The 23,406-nt window shown below is 71.8% G+C and carries 20 protein-coding genes; 1 reads left to right on the plus strand and 19 read right to left on the minus strand.

What is annotated here, in order from left to right; genetic code table 11:
* Positions 1-383 precede the first annotated feature (383 nt).
* From IE97_RS0102900 to IE97_RS0102990, 19 genes are all read right to left on the minus strand, one after another.
* Complete coding sequence (locus tag IE97_RS0102900) at positions 384-1,640, minus strand: ATP-grasp domain-containing protein (protein ID WP_078603052.1); 1,257 nt, start codon at positions 1,638-1,640, stop codon at positions 384-386.
* A 59-nt stretch (positions 1,641-1,699) separates the two neighbouring features.
* Positions 1,700-2,941, minus strand: coding sequence for an ATP-grasp domain-containing protein (locus IE97_RS0102905; protein ID WP_051704821.1), 1,242 nt, complete (start codon positions 2,939-2,941; stop codon positions 1,700-1,702).
* The gene (locus IE97_RS0102910) at positions 2,932-4,386 is read right to left on the minus strand and encodes a hypothetical protein (protein ID WP_030230301.1); all 1,455 of its coding nucleotides are present in this window, start codon (positions 4,384-4,386) and stop codon (positions 2,932-2,934) included. The genes IE97_RS0102905 and IE97_RS0102910 overlap by 10 nt, the downstream gene beginning before the upstream one ends.
* Before the next feature lie 5 nt (positions 4,387-4,391).
* The gene (locus IE97_RS38145; protein WP_051704822.1) at positions 4,392-5,672 is read right to left on the minus strand and encodes an ATP-grasp domain-containing protein; all 1,281 of its coding nucleotides are present in this window, start codon (positions 5,670-5,672) and stop codon (positions 4,392-4,394) included.
* 52 nt (positions 5,673-5,724) lie between these two features.
* Positions 5,725-6,981: an MFS transporter gene (locus tag IE97_RS0102920; RefSeq protein WP_030230306.1), complete on the minus strand. Its 1,257-nt coding sequence runs from the start codon at positions 6,979-6,981 to the stop codon at positions 5,725-5,727.
* Positions 6,982-6,988: 7 nt separating this feature from the next.
* The gene (locus IE97_RS0102925; protein ID WP_030230310.1) at positions 6,989-8,293 is read right to left on the minus strand and encodes a metallopeptidase TldD-related protein; all 1,305 of its coding nucleotides are present in this window, start codon (positions 8,291-8,293) and stop codon (positions 6,989-6,991) included.
* Positions 8,290-9,645, minus strand: a complete 1,356-nt coding sequence (locus tag IE97_RS0102930) for a TldD/PmbA family protein (RefSeq protein ID WP_051704823.1) — start codon at positions 9,643-9,645, stop codon at positions 8,290-8,292. Before IE97_RS0102930 ends, IE97_RS0102925 begins: the two co-directional genes overlap by 4 nt.
* Before the next feature lie 45 nt (positions 9,646-9,690).
* Entirely contained in the window at positions 9,691-10,332 is a 642-nt protein-coding gene (gene phzG, locus IE97_RS0102935; protein WP_030230320.1) for a phenazine biosynthesis FMN-dependent oxidase PhzG, read from the minus strand.
* Between the two features lie 66 nt (positions 10,333-10,398).
* A complete protein-coding gene (locus tag IE97_RS0102940; protein ID WP_030230324.1) occupies positions 10,399-11,112 on the minus strand; it encodes a maleylpyruvate isomerase family mycothiol-dependent enzyme in 714 nt (237 codons plus the stop codon).
* Positions 11,113-11,115: 3 nt separating this feature from the next.
* A complete protein-coding gene (locus IE97_RS0102945; protein WP_051704824.1) occupies positions 11,116-13,344 on the minus strand; it encodes an FAD/NAD(P)-binding protein in 2,229 nt (742 codons plus the stop codon).
* 50 nt (positions 13,345-13,394) lie between these two features.
* A complete protein-coding gene (locus IE97_RS0102950; RefSeq protein WP_030230332.1) occupies positions 13,395-14,522 on the minus strand; it encodes a pyridoxal-phosphate-dependent aminotransferase family protein in 1,128 nt (375 codons plus the stop codon).
* Between the two features lie 12 nt (positions 14,523-14,534).
* Positions 14,535-15,488 (minus strand): hypothetical protein, encoded by a 954-nt coding sequence (locus tag IE97_RS0102955; RefSeq protein WP_158708225.1) that lies wholly within the window; start codon positions 15,486-15,488, stop codon positions 14,535-14,537.
* On the minus strand, positions 15,485-16,132 hold the full coding sequence (locus IE97_RS0102960) for a thymidylate kinase (protein ID WP_030230340.1): 648 nt from the start codon (positions 16,130-16,132) through the stop codon (positions 15,485-15,487). The genes IE97_RS0102955 and IE97_RS0102960 overlap by 4 nt, the downstream gene beginning before the upstream one ends.
* Positions 16,129-16,401, minus strand: coding sequence for a phosphopantetheine-binding protein (locus IE97_RS0102965; RefSeq protein ID WP_030230342.1), 273 nt, complete (start codon positions 16,399-16,401; stop codon positions 16,129-16,131). The genes IE97_RS0102960 and IE97_RS0102965 overlap by 4 nt, the downstream gene beginning before the upstream one ends.
* Before the next feature lie 73 nt (positions 16,402-16,474).
* Positions 16,475-17,659 (minus strand): nucleotidyltransferase family protein, encoded by a 1,185-nt coding sequence (locus IE97_RS0102970; protein ID WP_078603054.1) that lies wholly within the window; start codon positions 17,657-17,659, stop codon positions 16,475-16,477.
* Positions 17,656-19,305: an amino acid adenylation domain-containing protein gene (locus IE97_RS0102975; protein WP_030230346.1), complete on the minus strand. Its 1,650-nt coding sequence runs from the start codon at positions 19,303-19,305 to the stop codon at positions 17,656-17,658. Before IE97_RS0102975 ends, IE97_RS0102970 begins: the two co-directional genes overlap by 4 nt.
* A complete protein-coding gene (gene sbnB, locus IE97_RS0102980) occupies positions 19,302-20,363 on the minus strand; it encodes a 2,3-diaminopropionate biosynthesis protein SbnB (RefSeq protein WP_030230349.1) in 1,062 nt (353 codons plus the stop codon). Before sbnB ends, IE97_RS0102975 begins: the two co-directional genes overlap by 4 nt.
* A complete protein-coding gene (gene sbnA, locus IE97_RS0102985) occupies positions 20,360-21,328 on the minus strand; it encodes a 2,3-diaminopropionate biosynthesis protein SbnA (RefSeq protein ID WP_037834298.1) in 969 nt (322 codons plus the stop codon). The genes sbnB and sbnA overlap by 4 nt, the downstream gene beginning before the upstream one ends.
* Positions 21,329-21,380: 52 nt before the next feature.
* Complete coding sequence (locus IE97_RS0102990) at positions 21,381-22,241, minus strand: isocitrate lyase/phosphoenolpyruvate mutase family protein (protein WP_030230355.1); 861 nt, start codon at positions 22,239-22,241, stop codon at positions 21,381-21,383.
* A gap of 213 nt (positions 22,242-22,454) precedes the next feature.
* On the opposite strand from IE97_RS0102990, the gene IE97_RS0102995 reads away from it, so the two are divergent.
* Complete coding sequence (locus IE97_RS0102995; protein ID WP_037834300.1) at positions 22,455-23,405, plus strand: hydroxyacid dehydrogenase; 951 nt, start codon at positions 22,455-22,457, stop codon at positions 23,403-23,405.
* Position 23,406: the final 1 nt, after the last annotated feature.

The following is a 23,406-nucleotide window of genomic DNA, read 5'->3' on the forward strand; positions in this document are numbered from 1 at the left end:
GACCGCCATTCGGTCGAAGAACGGCGCGCCCCGCAGCAGCTTCGTGCGGCCGTTGATCCGGAGCGTGTCGGGGCCGACCGGGCAGGACAGAGGCAAGGCTTACCTTTGGGTTGTCAAGTACATTGGGCCCACTGTCAACCGGCGATTGCCCGGGCCGTCCGGGATCGCCAATTGGTCGAGTCGTCCATGGCATGGGCGAAGCCCGGATTCCCCGTCGGGGAGACGTCGCACGTGCCGTCCGCCGCCGCGACCAGCAGAACGGCGGTTGCCTCAATCGCTGACGGTCCACGTCCCGGAGCGTCGCCGAGGCCTTGTCGAACACCTCGCACGAGGCCGACACGACGACCTCGTGCAGCTCCTCCAGGGACCGACCTCGGAGTAGCTCACCGGCCCGTCCCGGGCTCGGCGTCCGCCCGGCCGTCCCCGGTGACGACGACCGTCCTGGCGCACGCCTCCTCACAGGTCGCCAAAGCCGCGTCGGGGTCAGCACCGACCGCGATCACCTGACCGATCCGGTCCCAGCTGGACCTGAGCGCCGCCACCTCGTCACCGGTGGAGACCGAGAGATCCAGTTCCACGACCCCCTCCAGGGCGCGGACCTCCTCGGCGCCCTCGATCCGTGACACCACCCCGGGCTCGGCGGTCAGGAAGCGGGTCGCGGCGGCCTGCCTCAACGGGGGCCGCTCGGTCGGGGCCGGCAGTCCGGGGCACGGCCAGGCGACCGTGTAGGCCTCCATGTCGAAGCCGTACGCCGCTTCCACGAGATCCCTGATCCGGTCGCCGCCCGGCCGGTTGTGGGACTCGATCACCTGTGGTCCGTCCGGGGAGAGCCGCAGCTCGGTGTGGGTGGGACCGTGGACCACGCCCATGGCGTCCAGGAACTCCACGACGGCTGCCTCGACGGCGCGTTCGGCATCCATGTCGATCCGGGCCGGGATCACATGCCCCGCCTCCACGAAGTTGCCGTCGGTCAGCTTCTCCGTGACGGCGACGATCACATGACGGCCTTCGAAGGTGAAGGCCTCGACGCTGAACTCGGGCCCCTCGATATAGCCCTCGGCGACGAAGCGGTCCAGCGGGAAGTACTGGGCGAACTGGTGGTCGGAGGCGCGCAGTTCGACGATGCGGTCCCAGGCCGCGCCGACCTCCTGCGGCCCCCGCACCAGCTGGATGCCCAGGCTCGCGATGCCGTCGACCGGCTTCACGATGAACGGGTAGCCGTGCGCGGCGCCGAATTCCTCCAGCGCCGCCCGGTCGATGACCTCGACCGCCGGAACTGTGCTGGCCCCGACCCGGGAGAGATGCTCGCGCATGCTCAGCTTGTCCCGGAGCAGCCGGGCGACCTCGTGGGAGACGCCGCCGAGGCCCAGCAGGTCGTTGATCCGCCCGGCGATCTCCACGCCCGCCTCGCCGGTGGTGGCCACGCGCGTGAAGCCGTAGACCTTGTGGGCGGCCGTGACGATGGGCTCGACCACGGACCAGTCCGCGAAGTCGACGAGGAAGGCCGCGTCGACCAGCTTCGCATGCTCGGGGGTGAACTGCCCTGGCTGCTGGAGGTACACCACCCCGAGCCCCTGCTCCACGGCCTTGCGCACATTCTCGATCCGGCCGCCGATGATCAAGACTCGCTCTGCTGACATACGTCTTCCTTGTCCTGTGCGTGCTGGGGTTCCGTCGGACGGCTGAGCGCGGGCGCGGCTCAGGCGAGGGCGTCGTCGCTGATCTCCACGCGTGCGATCGCCCGCAACCGCTCGGCCAGAGCGGCGAGTTCTGTCGGACCCGGGCAGTCGAGCACGGCGTACGCCAGTCGGTCCCCGGAGTTCTCGGCGGGACGTACGGTCGCGCCGGGAGCCAGCCGGGCGGCATGGCGGACCACACCCTCCTGGGCCGCCCAGTCCGTCAGGTCGAGTGCCGCGAGGACCCCGGCCCGGCCGGCGCCGAGGAACAGGCTGCCCGCGGAGCGTATGGGTTCCCGGTCCGCAGGAGGCAGTTGCGGCTGCTCACCCAGGGTCAGCCGCAGGCAGGCCTCGTACACGTCGAAGTCGTGCGCCAGGGAGATGATCTCCAGGATGTGGTCGCCCGGGGTGCGCACCGCGACCTCCATGATCACGAGGTCGTCGTCGGCGCGGGCCCTGAACTCCAGGTGCGCGATCCCGGTGTTGAGGCCCAGGGCGGCCACCACACCGCGGCACAGCTCGTCGGCCGTTTTGCGCAGCACCGGACGCTGGGCTCCGTGGCCGGCCTCATGGAACAGCTCGACGAAGAACGGGGCGTCCGTGGTCTCCTTGCGGGTGAGGTTGGTGAACAGCACCTGCCCGTCCCGGACCAGCGCCTCGACGCTGTACTCCGCTCCCTCGACATAGCACTCGACCAGCAGGGGGCCCTCGTCGTCGCGGCGGCGCACGGCGTCCTGCCACTGCTCGGGGGTGTCGATCCGCTCGACGCCCATGCTGCCCTGCAGGGCCACGGGTTTGACGACCACGGGCAGCCGGTCCAGGGCCCATTCGGAGGCGTCGGACAGCCGTACCGTGTGCCGGTGGCCAGGCTGCGGCAGGCCCGCGCGGTGGAACTCACCGCGCTGTAGTGCCTTGTTGCGGGAGACCATAGCGGCGTCGAGGCCCGGGCCGGGCACGCCGAGCCGGTGTTGCAGGATCGCCGTAGCGAGCACCTGTGGCTCGGCGAATCCCAGCACCGCGTCCGGGGCCAGCCGGCCGGCCAGTGCCATCGCCGGGGGCAGCCACGCCTCGTCCCGGGCCGGGACGCCCTCGACCGGCTCGAAGTCGACGACGCATGGGAACCGGGGGGCCAGTTCGGCGTGCCGGGCGGCGGTCTCCACCAGGCCCACCCTCAGGCCCATGCGCTGTGCCGCGCGGAGATAGCCCTCCGCCATGGCGCCCGCACCGACCAGTATGACGGTCCGTTGCGTACCGCTCAGAGACATCTCGACTCCTGACTTGTCGGTTGCGACTGTTTCACCAGGTGCTGCAGTTCCTCCGCGCTCACCTCCCGGATCGCGGCCGCGCACAGCAGCCGCTCCAGCGCCGCCATCCAGTGCTCGGCCCAGCCAGGGGTGTGCACCTGGGTGTCCACCTGTAGCACCAGCCGGATACCGGACTCGCTGACGTCGGCGCTCAGATAGCGGGTGGAGCGCCACACCAGATCGCTGGGGATCCAGCGGGTGAGACCGGCCGCCGCGGACTCCTCGAGCTCCACCGCGGTCACCTCGCGGCGGGGCAGTGTGCTCGCCCGGGGCCGGTAGTTGAGCGTGGGCGTGATGTCCAGCCGGACGCCCCGCTCCCGCTCGACGGCACGGTGCAGCTCGGCCAGCCGGTCCGGCGGATACGAGCCGAAGCGCAGCGCGCCCAGGGTGGCCGAGGCGGTGACACGGACCAGTTCCGGGAAGGAGGAGCCCGCCACGGGCACGCAGAACGGCACGGGCTGCGAACAGGGCACCACGGCGTTGACGGTCTCGGGGCGCGACCGGTTGGCGGCGAGCAGTTGCAGGTACCCCGTCAGGCTGTCGGCGAGGTGGGCGTCGACCGTGACCATGGCCGCGGCGAGCACGGTGGCGACGCTCTCCCCCGTGCGCAGCGACACGGCACCGGCCGCCAGGTCCAGCGCGGGCGAGGTGCGCGACAGGAACCGGTACCGGTCGGGGGATGCGGCGCCGTCCGGGGCGGGGGGTGCCGTCGGCATGGTGCGGAAGGCCTCGGCCGCTCGGCGCAGGGCGCGCTCCGCCGTGCGGCGGGCCGGCTCGGTCGCCTCGGCGGCCGCCTGTTCGTGAGGGCTGCGGCCCGCATCCCGGCTCCGGGCGGGGGGCCACTCGGGATGGCGTACGGCGACGGTGGAGACGAGGTGTTCGGTGACCGGCAGCAGGGCGAACGCGTCCACGGCGACATGGCTGAACACCAGCGCCAGGAAGCGGGGCCGGCCCGCGCGGCCTATCAGCGCGGCGCGTACCGGCCACTCCTCGGCGACGTCGAACGGTGTCGCGGCCAGTTCGTCCAGTACGGCGGTCGCGGCCTCCGCCACCCCCCGGGCACCGTCGTCCGCGTCATGGACGGCGAGGCGCAAGGTGCCCTCCGCGTGGACGTGTTGCCCGGCTCCGGCGTCGGCGCCTGCGCCGGCGGTCGCACCGGCCGTGTCACGGACGACCGTGCTGCGCAGGCCCTCGAAGCGGTGCAACAGGTCCCGCAGGGCCGTCACGACATCCTGCTCGCGCACATCAGCCCGCAGTTCGTACAGCCTGCTGATGGCGAGCCCACGCCCCAGCGGCCGGGCGGCGTCCGTCTCGGCCAGGTAGTACTGCTGGCTCCAGGTCAGTGGCGCCCGGCGTGCCTCGCCCGCCGCGAAGCGCACCGCGCGGTGCTCTGGGGTGGTCGGCATGACGGCTAGCCCTTGACCTCGGACTCGTCGACGGGCGACCACGTGAAGGTCAGCTTCTCGCCCGCCGCAACGGCACGGCCGAGCGCCTCGTCCCGGTCGGCGCCCTCGGCGATGATCCAGGCGGCGCGGTCCCGGTTCGACCCGTTGGCCTTGTAGACCATGCCCGGCTGCACACCGGGGCGCATGTGCACCTCGTGCACCCCCTCCAGGGCCTGTGCCTCGGCGACGCCGTCGATGGCGTCGAGGCGGCCGAGCGGCGCCGACATCAGGAAGTGGACGACCGCGGTGCGGTCGCAGACGACGTTCAGGTCGGGGGTGGCCCCCAGCAGCGCGGTCATGTGGAGGCGGCACATGTCGACGCCGCTCGCGATCCGCACCGCTTCGGGGATCCGGTCGCCGGCGATCCGCCCGTTGACCTCGATGACCCGGGCGTCCTTGTCGTCGGCGGTCAGCTTGAGTTCGACATGGGCGGGGCCCCAGGTCAGCCCGATCGCCTTGACGGCCTGCTCGGCCTTCTCGACGAGCAGGCGCTCCCGCTCGCCGGTGACCGCCGCCGGGAAGATGTGGCCCATTTCCAGGAACAGCGGGGGCGCGCTGCAGATCTTCTCGGTGAGGCCGAGCACCTTGCCGTGCATGACCTCCGCGGAGTACTCGGCCCCGGGGACGCACTCCTCGACGACCACGCGGGGGGTCACCTCCTGGCCGAGGTACTCGCCGATCCCCAGGATCTCCCGGGTGATCGCGTCGACTTCCCCGGCCGTCTCGCACCGGCGCACCCACAGGCTGCCGGTGAGGTCCAGCGGCTTGACCACGACCGGGAACCCGATCGAGGTCGCGGCGGCCGCGGCCTCGTCCGCCGAGGAGCACACCTGGAAGCGCGGGTTGAGGCCGGGCGTCGCGGCCATCGCGGCACGCATGGACGCCTTGGAACGGCAGGCGGCCACGGCCGCCGGGTCCGGGCCGGGCAGACCCAGCCGGGCGGCCACCTGGGCGCCCATGTCGCAGTAGTACTCGTACACCGAGGCGACTCCGACGAGTTCGCCGTCCGCGGCGATCTCCCGGCAGGCCGCGACGACGGCGTCGGCGTCATGGGTGTCACAGGTGCGGATCTCCACGCCCAGCTCGGCGTAGTCGCGGATCAGCGAGGGCGCCATGGCCGCGGGCTGGGCCGCCACCACGACGGGGGTCACGCCCTGCTCCAGCAGGAACCGGGCACAGTCCTGGCCCGCGCCGGTCAGGGGGGACTCGACGAAGACCACGTAACGGGGAGTCTTCCGGTCGGACATGGGGGTGCTCCTTGATCAGGCTTTTCGGGGGCCGGTCGGTTTCGAGGTCGCGTCAGGGGGAGGGGGCCGCGTCCGGTACCGCCCGCGGCTCCTCGGCGGGCAGGTGGCGCATCCGGACCAGCCGGGACAGGAGCAGCCACAGGACTCCGGCGGTCATCCCGGCGCCCGCGACGAACAGGCCGCCGCGCACGCCGATCCATTCGCCGAGGGCACCGCCGATGAGCGAGCCGAGCGGGAGGATGCCCCAGACGATGAACCGCACACTGGCGTTCATCCGCCCCAGCATCTCCGGCGGGCACAGGGCCTGCCGGATGCTGACCTGGCCGACGTTGTAGACCACGATGCCGAAGCTGACGGTGAACCAGGGCACGGCGAACAGCGCGATCCCCCAGCCGCCGTGCGACAGCGGGATCAGCAAGGTGGTCGGCACGGTCAGCAGGTACGCCAGCCACATGGCGCGCACCTGCCCGATCCGCTCGGCGAGCCGGCCGGCCGCCGCCGCACCGAGGATGCCGCCGAGTCCGCTGACCGCCATCAGCACACCGACGGTGGTCCCGGACAGCCCCAGCTCCTCGACCAGCAGCAGCATCACCAGCGGCAACATGACCGCGTAGAAGAAGTTGTACGTCGCGGCGGAGCCGGTGATGGCCCGGAACACCGGCTGCCGCAGCACGAACCGCAGGCCACTGCTGATCTCGGCCGTCATCCGACGCCGGTCCCCACGGGCCGGTGTCTCCTCGACGGTGCGCATCCGGGACACCAGCAGCGCCGACACCAGATGGCTCACGGCCTGGGAGGCGACGGTGACGGTGGCCCCCAGCAGCTGCACGAGCGAGCCGCCGAGCGTGGGCCCGGCGAGCCGGGCGACGGCGTTGGTGCTCTCCAGCCTGGCGTTGCCCTCGACGAGGTGGGCCCGGCCCACCACGGCCGGGATGTACGACTGGTAGGCGATTTCGTAGAAGGCGGTGGCGAAGCCGATCGCCAGGGTCGCCGCCATCAGCCCGGTGAAGTCGATCCAGTCCAGGGCGAACCCGACGACGAGGCACGCCAGGAAGAGCGCGCGCAGCAGGTCGCAGGCGATGAGGATCGGCCGGCGGCGCATCCGGTCGACCAGCGTGCCCGCCGGCAGACCGATGAGCAGGAAGGCGATGGTCTGCGCCGCCTGGAGCAGCCCCATCTGGAAGGGGGTGGCGGCCAGCGTCGTCGCGGCCAGGAGCGGCAGCGCCACCCGGCTCATGTTGGCGCCGACGGTGCTGGCCGTCTGGGCGGCCCAGAAGAAGCGGAAGTCCCGGTGCTTGAGCAGTGACATGGCGCGGCTACCTCCCGATCGTGAGCCCAGACGTCCAGACGCCGGGGCTCGCGACGAAGGAGGTGTGACTGCGGTTGAGCCGCATCCGCCCGTCATGGCCGTCGATCCGGGCGAGCAACTCGAACACGTTGCCGGCGAGGGTGATGTTGCCGGCGTTGTGCTGGGCGCCGTCGGGGGTGATGAGGACCGCGTTGGCGCCGATGGAGAAGTCGCCGGTGATGGCGTTCGACGTGTGGGCGCCGTTGGCCTGCACCACCTTCAGCAGGGTTCGGCCGTCGAGCGGGGCGTCCCCCAGCGAGGTGGCGGGGCGCAGCGCCAGGAAGCCCGGCTGTACGGTGGGCATTTCGCCGGAGGGCCCGCGGCGGCCCGAGCCAGTGCTCACCGTGCCCGCCTCGGCGGCGGTGCGGCGCGAGCTGAGGAAGCCGCGCAGCACGCCGTCCTCCAGCAGCGTAGTGGGGTGGCACGCGGTGCCCTCGTCGTCCCAGGGCGTGGGCAGGGGGCTGTCCGCCGCCATGGGGTCGTCCACCAGGGACAGGCCCGCGCTGCCGATCCGCTCGCCGGTGCGGCCGGCCAGCGGCGAGCGGCCCTCCAGGACGGAGTCCAGCTGGAAGGCGGGCACGGCGAGCATGAACAGCTTCGCCATCACGCGCCCGTCCACGAGGACGTCGTCGTGGGAGAGTCGCGGCACGGGTTCGCGGGCCAGCACGCGGGCGAGGGCCGTCAGCTCGTCCAACTCCGCGCGTTCGGCGTCCTCGAGGACGGCGTCCACCGACCGCCCGAACATCTGGTGCGCGATGAACCCGACGCGCCGGTCCTTGGCGGTGATCCGGGCCTGCAACTGGAAGGTACCCGTCGTGTGCTGCAAGGGCTCGCAGCCGGCGCGGTGCAGCAGGACCCGGGACCGGTCGGCCCTGGCGCGCAACTCGACGTCCACATCGGCGGGGCCCGCGGTGAGCTTGGCGAGGCGCCGGGTCACGGTCTCGACGAGCCGTGGGTCCGCGAGCAGCCGCGGCCCCGTGGCCGGCACGGTGCGGCGGGCGGGCGCGGGCGCCGCGAAGCCCAGGGACCGGCCGACCGCGAGGGCGGTGTCGACGAGCGAGGCGTCGGCTCCGCCGGGGATGTGCACGGCGTATCCCTCGCCGCCGTCCTTCCAGACGGTGAGGGCGGTGGCCGTCGTGGCGGTGGCGACGCGGCGTTCCACCGCGCCCTCCCGGCAGACCAGTTCGTCGGTCTCGTGGGCGTTCTCCCACACCTCCGAGTCAGCGCCCCGGTCTGCGGCGGTCGCGTTCAGGAAGTCGGATGCCTCGCTCATCGCCCGGTACCGCCGACCAGGAGCGACCGCACGCGCAGGGTCGGGCCGACCACGCCGACCGGCACCCACTGGCCGAACTTGCCGCACTTGGCGGCCCCGACGACGGGGTCGTCGGCTATCGCGTCGATGTCCCTGAGCACCTGGGTTCCCGTTCCTGTGATGGTGGTTTCCTCGATGGGGTCGGTGATCCTGCCGTTCTCGATCAGGAAGCCGTTGGTCACACGGAAGGTGAACTCGCCTGTGGACTCGATGACTTCACCGCCGCCGACGTGCTGGGCGAAGATCCCGAACTCGGTGCCGGAGACGATGTCCTCGACACCGGACGTGCCGGCCGCGAGGCAGGTGTTCGTCATCCGGGGCTGCGGTGGGTGCAGCACGGTGGTGCACCGGCCGTTGCCGCTGGGCGTGAGGCCGAGCCGCGCCGCCGACTCCTGGTCGGTCAGATAGCCCTTGAGGACGCCGTTCTCGATGAGGGTCGTCGGTGTTCCGGGCGTGCCCTCGTCGTCGTGGCCGAAGGAACCGACCGCCCCGGGGACGGTGGGGTCGTCCGTGATGGTGACCAGCGGGGAGGCGATGGTCTCGCCGAGCCGTCCGGCGTAGACGGAGCCGCGCAGCACCTCGTCGCCCTCCAGCGGGTGGCAGCAGGCCTCGTGGAGCAGGACCATGCCGCGCCCTCCGGCCACCACGACCGGGAGGTGGCCCACCGGGGCGGGCCGGGCGTCGAGGCCGGTCACCGCGCGCCGGGCGACCTCGGCGCCGGCAGCCGCGGCGTCGATGCCATCCAGGGTGCCGCTGGTGCCTGGGGTGTAGAAGCCGGTGGACATCCGGCCGCCTCTGCGGGCGATGACCCGGACGGTGAGATAGCTGAGCAGCCGGTGTTCCTCGCGGATCCGATCGTCCTGGGCGAGGACCATGTCCTGTTCGCTCAGCTCGAAGTCGATGACGACCTGGGCCACAGCCGGGTCGAAGTCCCGGGCCGACTTCTCCAGTGCGCCGAGCACGGACAGGACGGAGGAGATGTTCATCCACTCCGGCCCGGGACGGCCCCCGGGGGGCCGTCCCGGGCCCGCGCCCGCCGGGGCACGTCCGCCGTCCCCGTCAAGGACGGCGGTGGACGGATCGAGGCCCGACATCGACCGGTGCCGGAAGCCGTCGCGCAGCACGTACCTGGCGGACGTGCCCTCGCCCCGCTGGACGCTGATGTCGCTGACCCGGCCCTCCGCGAAGCGTCCGCTGGTGCGGTACCAGGCCTGGACGGCGCCCGAGGTGCCCGCGCAGTCCGGCGGGCGGTGCCTGCGCATCTCGGTGACCAGGTCGTCGGCCACCGCCCGGAGTTGCTCGGTAGCGTGCATGGGGGCTCTCCAAGGTCGTTGCTGGTCGGATGAGGATCGAGCGCCTCACGGTTGGAGCCGCTGGTGCGACCAGTCGGCGGTGTCGGCGCCGCGGTCGTAGCGCAGCCGCCGGTGCAGCCGGTCGGGGCTGCCGTACCAGAACTCGATGGCGTGCGGCACGAGCCGGTAGCCGGTCCATTCGTCAGGGCGGGCGACCGGGCCGCCCGCGGCGGTCAGGGCCTTCGCGCCGGCCTTGAGCTCGGCCTCGTCGGCGAGGGGGCGGCTCTGCCGGGAGACCGCCGTGGTGGCCTGCGCGGCGAGCGGCCGCCGGGCGAACAGCTCGTCGGACTCCGCGCCGGTGAGGACCTCCACCGGGCCCTGCACGGTGAGCTGCTGGAGCGTCTCCCGCCAGTAGAAGGTGAGCGACCCCCAGGGCGTCACGGCCAGGTCCTGTCCCTTGCGGCTGCCCCGGAAGCTGGTGAACAGCAGCCCCCGGTCGTCGATCTCCTTGACCAGCAGCACCCGGCTCGACGCCCGGCCCGACCGGTCGGCGGTGGCCAGGACCGCCGCGTACGGCTCACGGACCTCGCGGGCCACCGCGGAGTCCAGCCAGGCGCGCATCAACGGGTAGGGGTCCTGCGGAGGGGTGTCGAACTCGGGCAGCACCAGACTGGTGTCACCGCTGAGAGTCTGTGTCTGTGCCGCCATGCCTGTCGTCTCCTTCGATCGTGCGTGGTGTACCGGCCCGCGGGATGCGGTGGCCGGGGGCGCCGGTCAGGGCCAGGAGCCCAGCTCCGGCAGTGAATCGGTGGACCCGTAGGCCTTGGGCAGCTGGGCGGCGGACCGCCCGGCGAGCCAGGCCGCCAGGGTGTTCTGGGTGCCGTGGACCGTGGTCGGGGCGCCCGCGCCGTACTCCCAGCGTCGCGCCGTGTCGGCGGACAGCAGCACCGTCGTACGGGCCGCCGGCAGCCGGGGCAGCAGATATCCGACGAGGTGCGCGCCGAGGGCGTCGCCCCACTCCTCGGGCCGGTAGCCGGTGCCCAGGTCGGCGTAGTGGATGTGCGCCTCGCGCCACCAGCACAGCTGGGTGGCCAGCAGATCCGCGTCACGGTAGGCGCAGGGCAGGCTCCAGTCGTCGGGGCCCAGCCTGGCCCACGCCTTCTCCAACTGCGTGAGTCCGTCCTCCAGCGCGTCCCGCAGCTCCGCCGCGGGGCGGCCCGCGCCCCGCTCGATGGACGCGTCACGACCCGGGCGGCCGCCGTCGTACACCTCTACGGTGCGGCCTTCGAGTGCGTAGCGCGCCTGCCGGGCGAAGGCACGGGCCAGGTCGCCGAGGTGGGTGAGGACATGTCCCCTGCTCCAGCCGGGCAGTTCGGTCGCCTCACGGGCCGCCGCGTCGTCCAGCGCGGCCGCGTCCGCCCGCAGCCGGGCGTGGATCGCCGCGATCTCGTCGAGCCGTTCGGCGCCTTCGCCGTCTACGGTCGTCATCCTTCACACTCCCGTGGTGATGCGCGCGCCAACCGTGTCGGCGGCGGTGTCGTCCTGGCCCCAGAACTCCCGGATCCAGCGCAGGATGTCCTGCATGACGTGGTGGTTCTGGTTCGGCCGCAGGGCGCCCAGCTGGAAGAACATCACGCCCTCGCTGGGCGGGCCGAGCAGGGTGAGTCGCCGGTCCACCTCGCCGTCGGCACGCACCGGATGGAAGTCCTCCGTGAGGTCCAGGCCGCCGGGCGCGAAGTCCGGCTCGTCGATGCCCGGGTTGCGCCATTTGCGGACGAGCCCGTGCCGCAGCAGGTTCGGGTAGAGCGGCAGGACGTCGTTCTCGGCGTCGAAGGGGTGGACGCGTGAGTCGACGAGGATGTCGACCGGAATTTCGGCACCGGTGACACCGCCGCGCACCACGAAGCGTCCACTGCTCTCGTCCAGCGCCACCTCGGCGTCGGGGCCGGCCGAGACATCGACCAGGCCGTGCTGGATCAGGGCGCGGATCTTCTCCATGACCTCCAGCGCGGCGCCGTTGCAGAGCCGGTTGTGGTGGCGCATGAAGACGTCCAGGAAGTCGCGGTGCGACGCGGCGTGCAGCCCGCCGAAGTCGACCGCCGCCGCCAGCACGTCACGCAGGTCGCGCCAGACGCCGTCGGCCGCCGCCTTGGCCGGGTTGGACAGGTTGTCCTGGGCGGCCCAGCGGTGGTCGAGGTCGAGGAAGTCGAGCATCGCCGCGCGGTACTCGCCGGGCGTGGCGAACGAGCCGCGGTCGATCGGCCGGATCGAGCGCTCCCAGGAGAACCGCTGGGCACCGACGCTCTTCGGGTGCCGCCAGGGGGACTCGGCGGCCGCGACGGCGGCGGCGAACTGGGCGGGGTTGTCGATCCGCGCGGCGAGGTCGGCCGCCTGCTCGGGCCCGAAGACCACGTCCAGGAGCCGGCGCAGTGCCGCTTCGGCGTCCCACTCGTGTTCCTTGGCCGCGGCCAGGCCCAGCGTGCCCGCCAGGACTGCGTCGAGCGTCTCCGCCGCCTCGTCGACCAGGGCCTCCAGCGGGGCCAGGAGCCGGCGTACGGAGTCGTCGGACGGTGCGCCGCGGCCGCCGTCGGCGAGGAACGCCTCGTACTCGGGCTGGGCGGCCGCCTTCAGGCGACGGCCGAAGTCGGCGCCGAGCAGGGTGGTGTAGTACAGGTGGGCCATCTCCAGGACGATCACGGGGAAGACGTGGTCGCGGAAGTCGAGCTGGCGCTGTTCGACACCGCCGATGGTGACGGGCCGGCCCGCGGACCGGCGCAGCCGGTGCACCGCGTCCTCGACCAGGAAGACGCCCCGGTGCTCCAGTTCCTCGGGATTGCGTTCCTTGGCGTTGTAGGGGCGGGCGAAGGTGAACAGCCCGGCGCGGCTGAACAGGACGATGGAGTCGGGCTCCTGACCGGAGGCCCGGTAGGTCAGGGTGCCGTCGGGCTGCTCCTCGAAGACACCGCCCCGGCCCTCGGTCAGGTGCAGGATGACGTCGATGCCGGTGAGGCCCATGCCAACACAGCCGACGGTGCTTCCGGGACCGGCCTGGCCGGGCTCGAAGGCCTCCTCCAGCGGGTAGGCGGAGGGGACGAAGGCCGCCTGGTGCCGCTCCGCGAACAGGGCCCACGCGGCCTGACGCGGATAGCGGGCCGGGTCGTTGGAGGAGTGCCCGGTCAGCATCAGGACGTGGTCGGCGTCGAGGACATGCTCGCCGTCACCGCCGATGACGGCCAGTCGGCCGTCCGGCAGCTCCTGAAGGTCGGTCACCTCTCCGACATGCAAATGGACCTCCACGCCCGGTACTTGCCGCAGCATCCTGACATACCGTCGGAACTGGTCGGCGAGCGCCAGGCCGTGGACGTAACGCTTCGGCCAGTCCTCGGCGGCCAGGTCGAAGACGGGGTCCTTGGTCTCCTCGTACTTGGCGCGGCACCAGTCGAGCAGGGTGGGCCGGTCTTCCTTCGGCAGCAGCGGTCCCGCGCCGACGACGCTCTCGTCCGCCGCGAACGCCACTTGGCCGACGATGCGGTTGAGGAAGCTGGTGACCGGCTGCTCGGAACTGTGCACCTGCCCGGCGCCGAACTGCCCCGTGCGGTCGAAGATGTGGATGTCGAGCGACAGGGCCGTCGTAGCCGCCTGCGCCGTCGCGGCGAGCCGGTCCAGCACGTAGGTGCAGCTGGGGCCCGCGCCGACGATGGCGAGTCGGTTGGAACGCATACGGTGGGTCTCCTTGATCAGAGTGGTGGGAGCATGCCGCTGCGGCCCGGTCACGCGTCCCGGTCGGCGTACTTGGCGACCACGCGGTCGAACGCGGCGAGGAAGCCCGCGATGTCGTCGCCGTCCAGCTGGCCCATGTTGGCCACGCGGAAGACGCCCTCCAGCTGTTCCTGTGTGGAGTAGACGACGTATCCCTCGGCCTTGAGGCCGTCGTGCAGCTCGTCGTACGTCATGCCCTCGGGCACGTACACGTTCGTCACGGAGTTGGCTCGCTGCTCGGCCGGCAGCAGGAAGCGGATGCCGCGCTCGGCGAGGCCCGCCCGGATCTGCTCGGCGAGTGCGGTGTAGCGGGCGCCGCGGCCCTCGACACCTTCCGCGAGGGACCGGTCCAGGGCCTCCTCCAACGCGGTCATGACCTGCAGGGCCGGGGTGAACAGCGGCGCGTTCTTGCGGTCCTGGGAGATGAAGTGGCCGTACAGGTCCAGGTAGAAGGTGCGGGCCGGTACGCCCTGCAGCTCCTCGAGGCGGTGGCGCGGGGCGGTGACGAAGCTGACGCCGGGCAGCCCCTCGAGGCACTTGTTGGCGGTGCCCACGCACCAGTCGATGTGGTCGGCCCGCAGGTCGAGCTGCTCGGAGCCGAGGCTGCTGATGGCGTCCACGGCGAACTGCCGGCCGTGCTTGGCGACGACGGCACCGATCTCCCGGAGCGGGTTGAGCATGCCGGTGCTGGTCTCGTGGTGGACGAGGCCGACGTGCGTGATGCCCGGATCCTCGGCGAGGGCGCGGTCGACGGCGTCCACGTCGATCGGGTTGCACCAGCCGAACTCCATGCGGCGGTGCGGGATGCCGTGCACGTCGACGATGCGCCAGAGCCGCTCGCCGTAGTTGCCGTTGTCGAGGATCAGGATGCGGCCGTCCGCGGGGACGATGGAGGAGAACGCCGCCTCCAGCGCGGCGGTGCCCGAGCCGGCCAGCAGCACGGACGTGCAGGTGTCGTCGCCGCCGCTGACGCGGGTGGCCTTCTCACGAACCCGGGTCATCAGCGCGGCGGCCTCCGGCTCGCGGTGGCACTGGTCGGGCGAGGTCATGGCGGCGCGCACGTCCTCGTGGACGTTGACCGGGCCGGGGTTGAGCAGTACCAGGCGGCCGACGGTGGGCGTGGCGGTGGTGGCGGACATGCCGGAATCTCCTCAGGGGCGGGCTGACGTGAAGCTGGGGTCGGACACGGACGGTGCGTGGCCGTCGGTGCCGGTCGGACCTGCGTCCCCGGTGGGGTGCGGGACGGAGGGCGTTCGAGAGATCGGGGTGGGGCGTGTGCGCGAGATCAGGGTGTGCGGTACGTCCTCCGGCCATCGGCTCATCGGCGCGAGCAGGTGGTGCAGCGAGGCCGCGGTGCGGTCGCCGCGGGTGATCACGCACTCGGCTCCGAGGCGGGCGTGCGCCACCATGGCGTCGACCTTGCCGCGCATCGCGTCGCTGGTGTCCCAGGAGGCGGTCTCCCACACCAGGGCGTGCGCCGGTGACGGGTCGTCGGGGCTGACCCAGGACAGGACGGGCCCGTCCGGCTCGGTCCCGGTCAGGATGCCCGGGACATCGGTGAGCGTGACGATCCGTACGGGCGCGAGCGACCCGTCGACGAGCATGCCGGGGACGTGGTCGCTGCCGTAGATCCGCAGGCCGCCGTCGGCGGTCAGGACGCAGTCGCCGGAGAGCACCGGCAGCACGCCTTCGGCCAGCAGCCTGCGCACGACCGTGAGGTCGGCGACGGCCCCGGACGGCTGGTCCGCGTACATGGCCGCCACCTGGAGCGGCATGGCACGGATGCCCGCCTCCCGGAAGGCCGCGGTCCAGGCCCACTTGACGGCGAACGTGGCCCGGGTCAGGGCGAGGGCGGCGAAGTCGTCCGCGGCGTCGAGGTCGCGGACCGCCCCGTGCCCCAGGGCGCCGCCACCGGCCACGAACACCGTGCGGCCCGGGAAGGTCCGTACGAGGTCGGCGACGAGCGCCGCGTAGTCTCGCACCGCCGCGGCGTCCAGGTGGTCGTCGGTGCGCTTGTCGGAGACGAGGCTGCCGCCGACCTTGACGACGAGGGTGCGTGGCTCCCCGGTCCGCACGGGCGACGGGACCGCAGCGGGCGCGCTCACCGCTCCTCCGTGAGCGCCCCGGACACGGTGGTGACGACCCGGTCGACGACGTCGTCGAGCGGTTCCTCGGCGTCGAGGGTGAGCCATCCGAACCGTGCGGCCCAGTCGTCGAGCACGGCCAGGATGCGGTTCTGGTGCGTCAGGAAGTTCTCCTGCGCGCACTCGGGGTCCATCCCGCACTCGTAGGGCACGACGTCCCGTCCGGCCTTGCGCTCCCAGGCCCGCTTCGGGTCGAGCCGCAGATACAGGACCTGCCCGGAGACGGGGAGTGCGGAGACGACGCCCTCCGCCCAGGTGCGGTCCAGGCCGTAGACGATCTCGGCGGCGGCGTGCTTCATCCAGTAGCCGTCGAGCAGGGTGACCGTGCCGGGCCGGACCGCCTCGGGGGTGCGGGCCAGCAGGGCGTGGGAGATGGACCACATCAGGAACAGGAACCGGGTCGGGTTCGGCATCTCCGCGACACAGAGCCGGGTGTCGGGCACATCGGGCTTCATGAAGCGGGTCGCCGGGTATGCCGGGTTGTCGACGATGTCCCAGCGGTCCACCCGCTCGATCGTCGTTCCGGCCGCGGCCAGCCGCTCGGTGGCGAGCCGCGAGACGGTCGACTTGCCGGCCCCGTCCGAGCCCACGAGGGAGACGATCACGCGGCGCCCTCCCGGCTCGGCTCCCGCTCCGCCAGGCCGGAGACGACCGACCACAGGGTGCCCGGGGTCGTGAACGACTGCTGGGTGAGCCGCTCGTCGGGGATCTCGATGTCGTAGGTCTCCTCCAGGGAGACGACGAGTTCGACGATGGCGATGGAGTCGAGTCCATGGCCCAGCAGATCGTCGTCCGGCCGCAGTCCTCCGTCGCGGCCGAGGTCGACATGTCGCGTCACCAGCGCCTCGAAACGGCTGTCCCAGGGTGTGTTCATGGATGTTCCCGATGTCGGTGAGAGGGCAGGGTGTTCGGTGGGAGCGGTGGTGCCGGCCGGCGGGCCGTCCGGGTCAGTCATGGGGGACGTTGGAGCGTTCGCTGCCGTCCCCGCGGCCGGTGTCGAAGAGGCGCTCCAGGAAGGGCAGCGCCCAGCGGGCGGTCTGGCCGTCGAGGGTTCCGTACTGGTCCAGGTACGCGGTGTCCTCGGGCCGCAGGGCGGCGAGCACCTCCGGCGGCACCACGTCCGGGTACAGCTCGGCCGTGAAGTGCAGGGCGTAGTACGCGAGGGGGCCGGCCTCGTACTCCTCGACCCGGGCCAGGAACGCGCGCCACACGGTCTCGTCGTAGCTCGCGGCGACGAGTGCCACGTCGAGGAACTTGCTGATCTGCAGATCGACGCTGTCCTCGATGAACTGGAGGCTGGTCGCTTCCTTGTGCAGATGGGAGCAGAGGTCCAGCAGGCGGTCGGCGGGGTCGGGGATCCAGGTCGGGGCGCCGCACAGGACCGTGGGCACGGAGCGGTCGAGCAGCTCGCCGGCGGGTGCGCTGACGCCCGACTTCTTCTGGAAGATGTCGTGGCACAGGTCCACGTTGAACTCGGGGACGTCCGGGCGGTGTCCGGCCTTGCGGTACGGCAGCTGGTTGCTGAGGTTGACGCGCCAGAAGATCTGGGTCTTGCGGCTGAACGGAACGATCTGCTCGCCGTCGTCGGCGAGCTTGCCCTGCACATAGCCGAGCCGCTCCAGGACTTCGTGGGCCCGGGGCACGTCGTCCCGGTCGACCAGCAGGTCCACGTCGTTGATCCGGCGCAGTCCGGGGTCGCCGTACTCGCCCTCGGCGAGCGAGAAGCCCTTGCGCACGGCGTGCCTGACACCTGCTTCGCCGAGCTCCCGGAACACCCGGCCGAAGTCGTCGGACAGCGCCTGGTTGCGTGCGCGGTTGCCGAGGTAGGAGGTGGTGAACACCCAGCTGTACGGGAAGCCCTTGACCCCGTCGCGTTCGCGGTCGAGGCGGTGGGTGAAGACATGGCGGCCGACCAGCGGGAGCAGCTTGTGGCGGGCCGCGGCGTCCAGGAACGAGCCCCAGTCGAGGTCGTCCTGGCCGGCGAGCGAGCGGGCCAGGCGCTCGTGGTCCGCCTCCAACCGAGGCCGGGCCAGGGCGAGCAGCAGCCGGGCGTGGGCGGGCAGGGCGGAGAAGTGGGGGCCGTCGGGTGTCGGTGCGTCCGCTCGTGCGGTCTTCTCGGGTGCGGTGGTCATCGCGTCTCCTCCTCGCTGACGGCCGCCCGCAGGGACCGGTGGTCGACCTTTCCGTTGGCGGTGAGGGGCAGCGCCTCCCACTCCCGCCAGCGCCGGGGCACCATGGCCGGCGGGACGGCGGCGCGTACGGCATGCTGTAGTTCTTCTGGGGTCACGGGCGCTCGCAGGTTGTAGTGCGCGACCAGCTGGCTGCGTTCGCCGTCGCCGCTGACCGTGACGGCGCATCGCGTGACGGCCGGGTGGCGGCTGAGCACCGCCTCGATCTCGTCGAGTTCCATCCGTACGCCCGCCACCTTGACCTGACGGTCGCCGCGGCCGAGGTAGTGGACGACGCCCTCGTCGAACCGCGCCAGGTCGCCGGTGCGGTACAGCCGTCCGGTGGCCGAGGCGGGGTCGAACGGGTCGCGGAAGAAGGCACGTGCGGTGGTCTCGGGATCGTTGAGGTAGCCCAGGCCCACGCCCGTGCCGCCGACGAACAGTTCGCCGGACTCGCCCGGGTCCGCGGCCCGCCAGCCCTCCTCGTCCTCGACCAGCAGGTACAGCGCCGTGTTGATGACGGGCGAGCCCACGGGGAGCCGGGTGCGCTCCAGGTCCGAGCGGGTCACCACGTGGTGGGTGACGTCGTCGGAGCACTCGGTGGGCCCGTAGGCGTTGACCAGGGTGACCTGGGGCAGGGCCGTCACCGCGCGCTCGGCCACCGGCGGGTGCAGTTCCTCGCCGGTGGACAGCAGCCACCGCAGGTCCCGCAGGGGTGCCGGGTCGCGTCGGCGGGTCTCGTCGACCAGCCAGCCCACGGCCGTGGGGACCAGCTCGACGACCGTGACGCGGTGGGCGTCGAGGGCCTTGACGAGCCGTCGGGGGAAGCGGATGACGGTGTCGTCCACGACCACGACGTGTCCGCCGACGAGCAGCGGGCAGAGCATCTGCCAGATGGAGATGTCGAAGACGAGCGGTGCGGTGAAGGCCACCACGTCGTCGGCGCCCAGGGACAGGTCCACGACCTTCGCCCACAGGTGGTTGAGCATGCCCTGGTGCTCGACTGTGGCGCCCTTCGGCCGCCCGGTGGTGCCCGAGGTGAAGATCGTGTAACGCGTCTCGTGCGAGCGGTCCGAGGTGTTCTGGGGTGGCGGTGCGTCCGCCGCCGTGCCGGCCGGCAGCGGCACGGCCTTCACCCGGGCCGCTTCGGCCGCGGCGTGGGCGGCGCCGGCCGGCATGCCGGTGAGGGAGGCGTAGTCGAGGAGGAGTGCGGCACGGCTGCGCTCCAGCACGTCGCGGACCCGCTCCTGCGGCCAGTCCAGGTCGATCGGCAGGTAGGAGGCCCCGACGCTCTCCAGGGCCAGGAACACGGCCGGTGTCTCGGCGCTGCGCGGGCCGACACAGGCGACGACGTCCCCGGCGGCCACGCCCTCGGCGAGCAGGTCGGCACGGATGGCGGCGACCCGGAGCAGCAGGGCACGGTAGCCGAGGGTTCGTCCGCCTTCGGTCAGCGCCGGGCGGTTCGGGTCGCTCTCGGCGTGCCGGGCGACGTACTCCAGGACGCCGGTGGCGGTGTCCACCTCCTTGGCGCCGGTCAGGGCCAGGGCTGTGGCACGCCCCACCGTGCCGGGGACGAGGGGGAGCTCGGCCCAGTCGTAGTGGGCGGTCATCGCGCACCACCCTGGCCGGCCGGGCTGCGGTGGCGTTCGAGGTCGTGGAAGAAGCCGTCGATCACGGAGAGGGCGCCCGTCTCCCGGGCCCGGCCGTGCACGAAGTGGCCGACGGCCAGGTCCAGTACGCCGAGTCCGAACGGGGAGAAGACGACGGTGCGGTCGGTCGGCGCATCGGTCTTGCCGGTGAGCACGTCGTACAGCGTGCCGTCGATGAAGTCCCGTCCCCCGGTACGTTGTTCGGCGAGGTGGACGGAGGTGTCGGCCTTGAGGACGTGCTCGACGTCGTCGACCACGTTGACGCTGTCGAGGATGACGTCGGTGCTCAGGTCGCGCAGCGACACGTGCAGCACGAGAGGGTGGTGGCCGAACCAGGACGGGTCCTCGACGTGGGGCGTGGCGGCCGTGGTGGCGAAGACCACGACGTCGGACGAGCGGATCAGGCCTTCCGCGCTGTCGTGGACGCGGACGTCAGCGCCGCCCGTGGTCTCGCGCAGATGCCCGGCGAAGCTCTCGGCGTATTCCTCTGACAGGTCGTACACCCCGAACTCCTGCGGCTCCCAGCCCAGCACGGACAGGTAGTTGTGCAGGTAGCGGGCGATCAGGCCGGTTCCGACGAATCCGACGCGGCGCGGTGCGGGCCGGTTCCGGGTGAGCGCACGGGCCGCGACGGCGGCCGACGCGGCAGTGCGTACGGCGCTGATGATGGAGCTCTCCAGGCACGCGTACGGGTAGCCGGTCACCGGGTCGTTGAGGATCAGCACGGCCGACGCGCGCGGGATACCGCGGTCCAGGTTGGTGGGGAAGCTGGAGATCCACTTGAGGCCGTCGACCGGGAGCTCGCCGCGCACGGAGGCGGGCAGGGCGATGATGCGGGCGGTGGGCCGGTCGGGGAATCGCAGGAAGTAGGAGGGCGGATTCACGGTGCCCGCCTCGCCGTGCAGGAGATAGGTCTGCTCGACGAGTTCGCAGACCTCCTGCTGCCGGCCGTCCAGCACTTGGTGCACGGTGGCGCCCGTGACCACAGAGAAGTCCGGTGTCTCAGACGAATTGTTCACTGGTTCTCCAAGAGGTCCTGCGCGCCCCGGGGGTAGTGGCGCGCCACCCAGGCGTCGTTGTAGATCGTGTCGATGTACCGCTCGCCCAGGTCGGGGGCGATGGCCACCGCGGTGTGCTCCGCGGAGCCGTGCCGCGCCAGCCACTCGGCGGCCGCGCTGATCACGGTCCCGGAGGAGCCGCCGAGGAGGACGCCGCGGGCGGCGAGGCGCCGGCACATGCGGATGGCGTCCCGCTCGTCGACCCGGATGACCTCGTCCACGACGGACGGGTCGATCAGCGGCATGGGCGTGCTCGCGCCCAGTCCCGGGATGTGCCGGGGCCCGGGGGCGCCCGAGAAGTTCACCGAGCCGACGCTGTCGACGGCCACGATGCGCACGCCCGGGCGGTGCTCGCGGAAGTAGCGGGCACAGCCCATGAGGGTTCCGCCGGTGCCCGTGCCCATGAACAGTGTGTCCAGGCCCGGGAACTGCTTGGCGATCAGAGCGGCCGTGTTCTCGTAGTGCGCCACCCAGTTCGCCGGGTTCTCGTACTGATTGAGCCAGACGTACCGCGCGTCCTGGGCGCAGCGCTCGCGCACATGTGCCTTGCGCGCGGCGAGATAGCTGCCGCTGGCGTCCGGTTCGTCGACCACGACGACCTCGGCACCGAGGGCCTTCATCAGGTCGGTCGCGGACGGGTTGCACTTGGGGTCGGTGACGCAGACGAACCTGAGGCCCTTCGCCGCCGCGATGACGGCGAGCGCGACCCCGAGGTTGCCGGAGGAGGACTCGATCAGGATGGAGTCGGGACCGATGATCCCCTCGCGCTGTGCGGTGTCCACCATCCAGGCCGCGGGCCGGGCCTTCACCGAACCCGCGAAGTTGAAGCCCTCACACTTCAGGTACAGGCGGCAGTCCAGGAGCCGCCGCAGATCGAGGTAGACCTCGGTGTCGAGGAGCTCGTCGGCCCCCGTGATGACTGTCATGCCTCCCGCTCGCCTTCGCCCGTCCGCCGTATGCCGTCCAAACGAGCCGTGCTCACGCGTCGAGCTTTTGCCAGTCGGCCATCCGCTGCAGGTCGAAGATGTCCCGCACCGAGGCGATCTCCGACTCCAGCAGGGTGGTGTGGCCCGCCTCGTAGATGGCGCGGTAGGTGTTGCGCATGGCGGACAGTGCGGCGCGCATGCCCTGGTTGGCGTAGATGACGACGGACACGCCGGCCGCACGTACCTCGTCGATGTGCCAGTCCGGGTAGGTGGTGGGGACGATGACCACCGGTACGCGGTTGTCCCACCGGTCCAGGAAGGCGAGCACCTCTTCATTGGTGCGCGCTTTGGAGTGGATGAGTACGGCGTCGGCGCCGGCGTCGGCGTAGGCGTTGCAGCGGCTCACCGCCTCGTCGACGCCCGCGCCGGAGATCAGGGCCTCGGTGCGGGCGATGAGGAAGAAGTCTTCGGTGGACTGCACGGCCTTGGCGGTCTGTATCTTGCCGGTGAAGGCCGCGGTGTCGAGCAGCGTCTGGTCACCGTTCGCGAAGCTGTTCATCTTTGGGAACAGCTTGTCCTCCATGCACACGGCGGTGATGCCGGCGCCCTCGAACTCGTGGACCATGTGGGCCACGTTGTAGTTGCCGCCGTATCCGGTGTCGACGTCGGCGACGACGGGGATGTCGAGGGCCTTCTGGATGTTGGCGGCGGCCTCCAGATACTCGGTCATGCTCAGGATGCTGGCGTCGGGCAGGCATCGGGAGGCCGACACCTCCAGGCTCGACGACCACACGGCCTGGAATCCGGCCTGCTGGGCCAGGACACCGCTGAGCGCGTGGTGGGCGCCCGCGAGGCGGACCACGTCGTGCGCGTCGAGTACGGAGCGGAACGAGGGATAGCTGCGCTTGAGCATCTAAGGCCTTCCTAGGGTGGCGTTCCCGGGCGTTTTGGCTCAGCCGAAGCGGGGTGGCTCCGCGACCGGACAATCATTGTCAGCACATTGACCAGCCGTTTTTGCTGTAATCCGGCGGCTAGGATGGCGAAGCTAGCACGGCCAGGGCGATGACGGTCAACAGTTTTGGCAATTTCTTGCCAAGAAGCGTCACGGCAATGCAGGATCGTTGACATGACCTATCGAGCGCGCGTCGTCGTACTGGATCCCGTTTCCCCGGGCGCCCTTGCGGACCTGGAACAGGACCACGAGGTCGTGGTCCGGCTGGGCCCCGGCCATGACGAACTCCTCGAGCTGGCCGCCGATGCCGACGCCCTCGTCGTGCGCAGCGGAGTGACCATCACCGGCGACGTCATCCGTTCCGGAAGCCGTCTGAAAGCGGTGGCGAGGGCCGGCTCGGGGACCGACAACATCGACCTGGACGCCTGCCGCGCGGCGGGAGTGCAGGTGTTCAACTTCCCCGGCGTCTCCGCACCCGCCGTCGCCGATCTGGCCATCGGCCTCATGCTCGCCGTGACCCGCAAGATCGCCCTCGCCGACCGGCAGGTCCGCAGCGGGCAGTGGAACAAGCCCCGGCTCGCCGGGCCGGGTCTCACGGACCGGGTCCTCGGCGTGGTGGGCCTGGGCCCGATCGGCTCCCGGATCGCTCGGCTCGGCTCGGCGTTCGACATGCGCGTGCTCGCCGCCGTGGACCGCGCCACGCCGGCCCGTGACGAGGAGCTGCGCGGCCGCGGGATCGAGCGGGTCGCCCTGCCCGACCTCCTCCGCGCGGCGGACATGGTGTGCCTCGCGGTGCCGCTCACTGACCGGACGAGGAACCTCATCGGCGCCGAGGAACTGGCCCGAATGCACACCGGCGCCTACCTCATCAACGTCTCCCGCGGCGGTGTCGTCGACGAGGACGCCCTGCTGCGGGCGCTGAAGGACGGCGTGATCGCCGGCGCCGCCCTCGACGTGCACGGGCAGGAGTCCGGCACCCCGGCGCTGGCCGCCCTGGACAACGTGGTGCTCACTCCGCACATAGGCGCCACCACCACCGACGCCCAGGACCGGGTCGGCCGTCTGCTCGCCGCGGACCTGCGCGCCGTCCTGGTCGGCGGCCGGGCGACGAACAGGGTGTGCTGAG

It is taken from the genome of Streptomyces sp. NRRL S-455 (genome assembly GCF_000717875.1).
Lineage (GTDB): Bacteria > Actinomycetota > Actinomycetes > Streptomycetales > Streptomycetaceae > Streptomyces.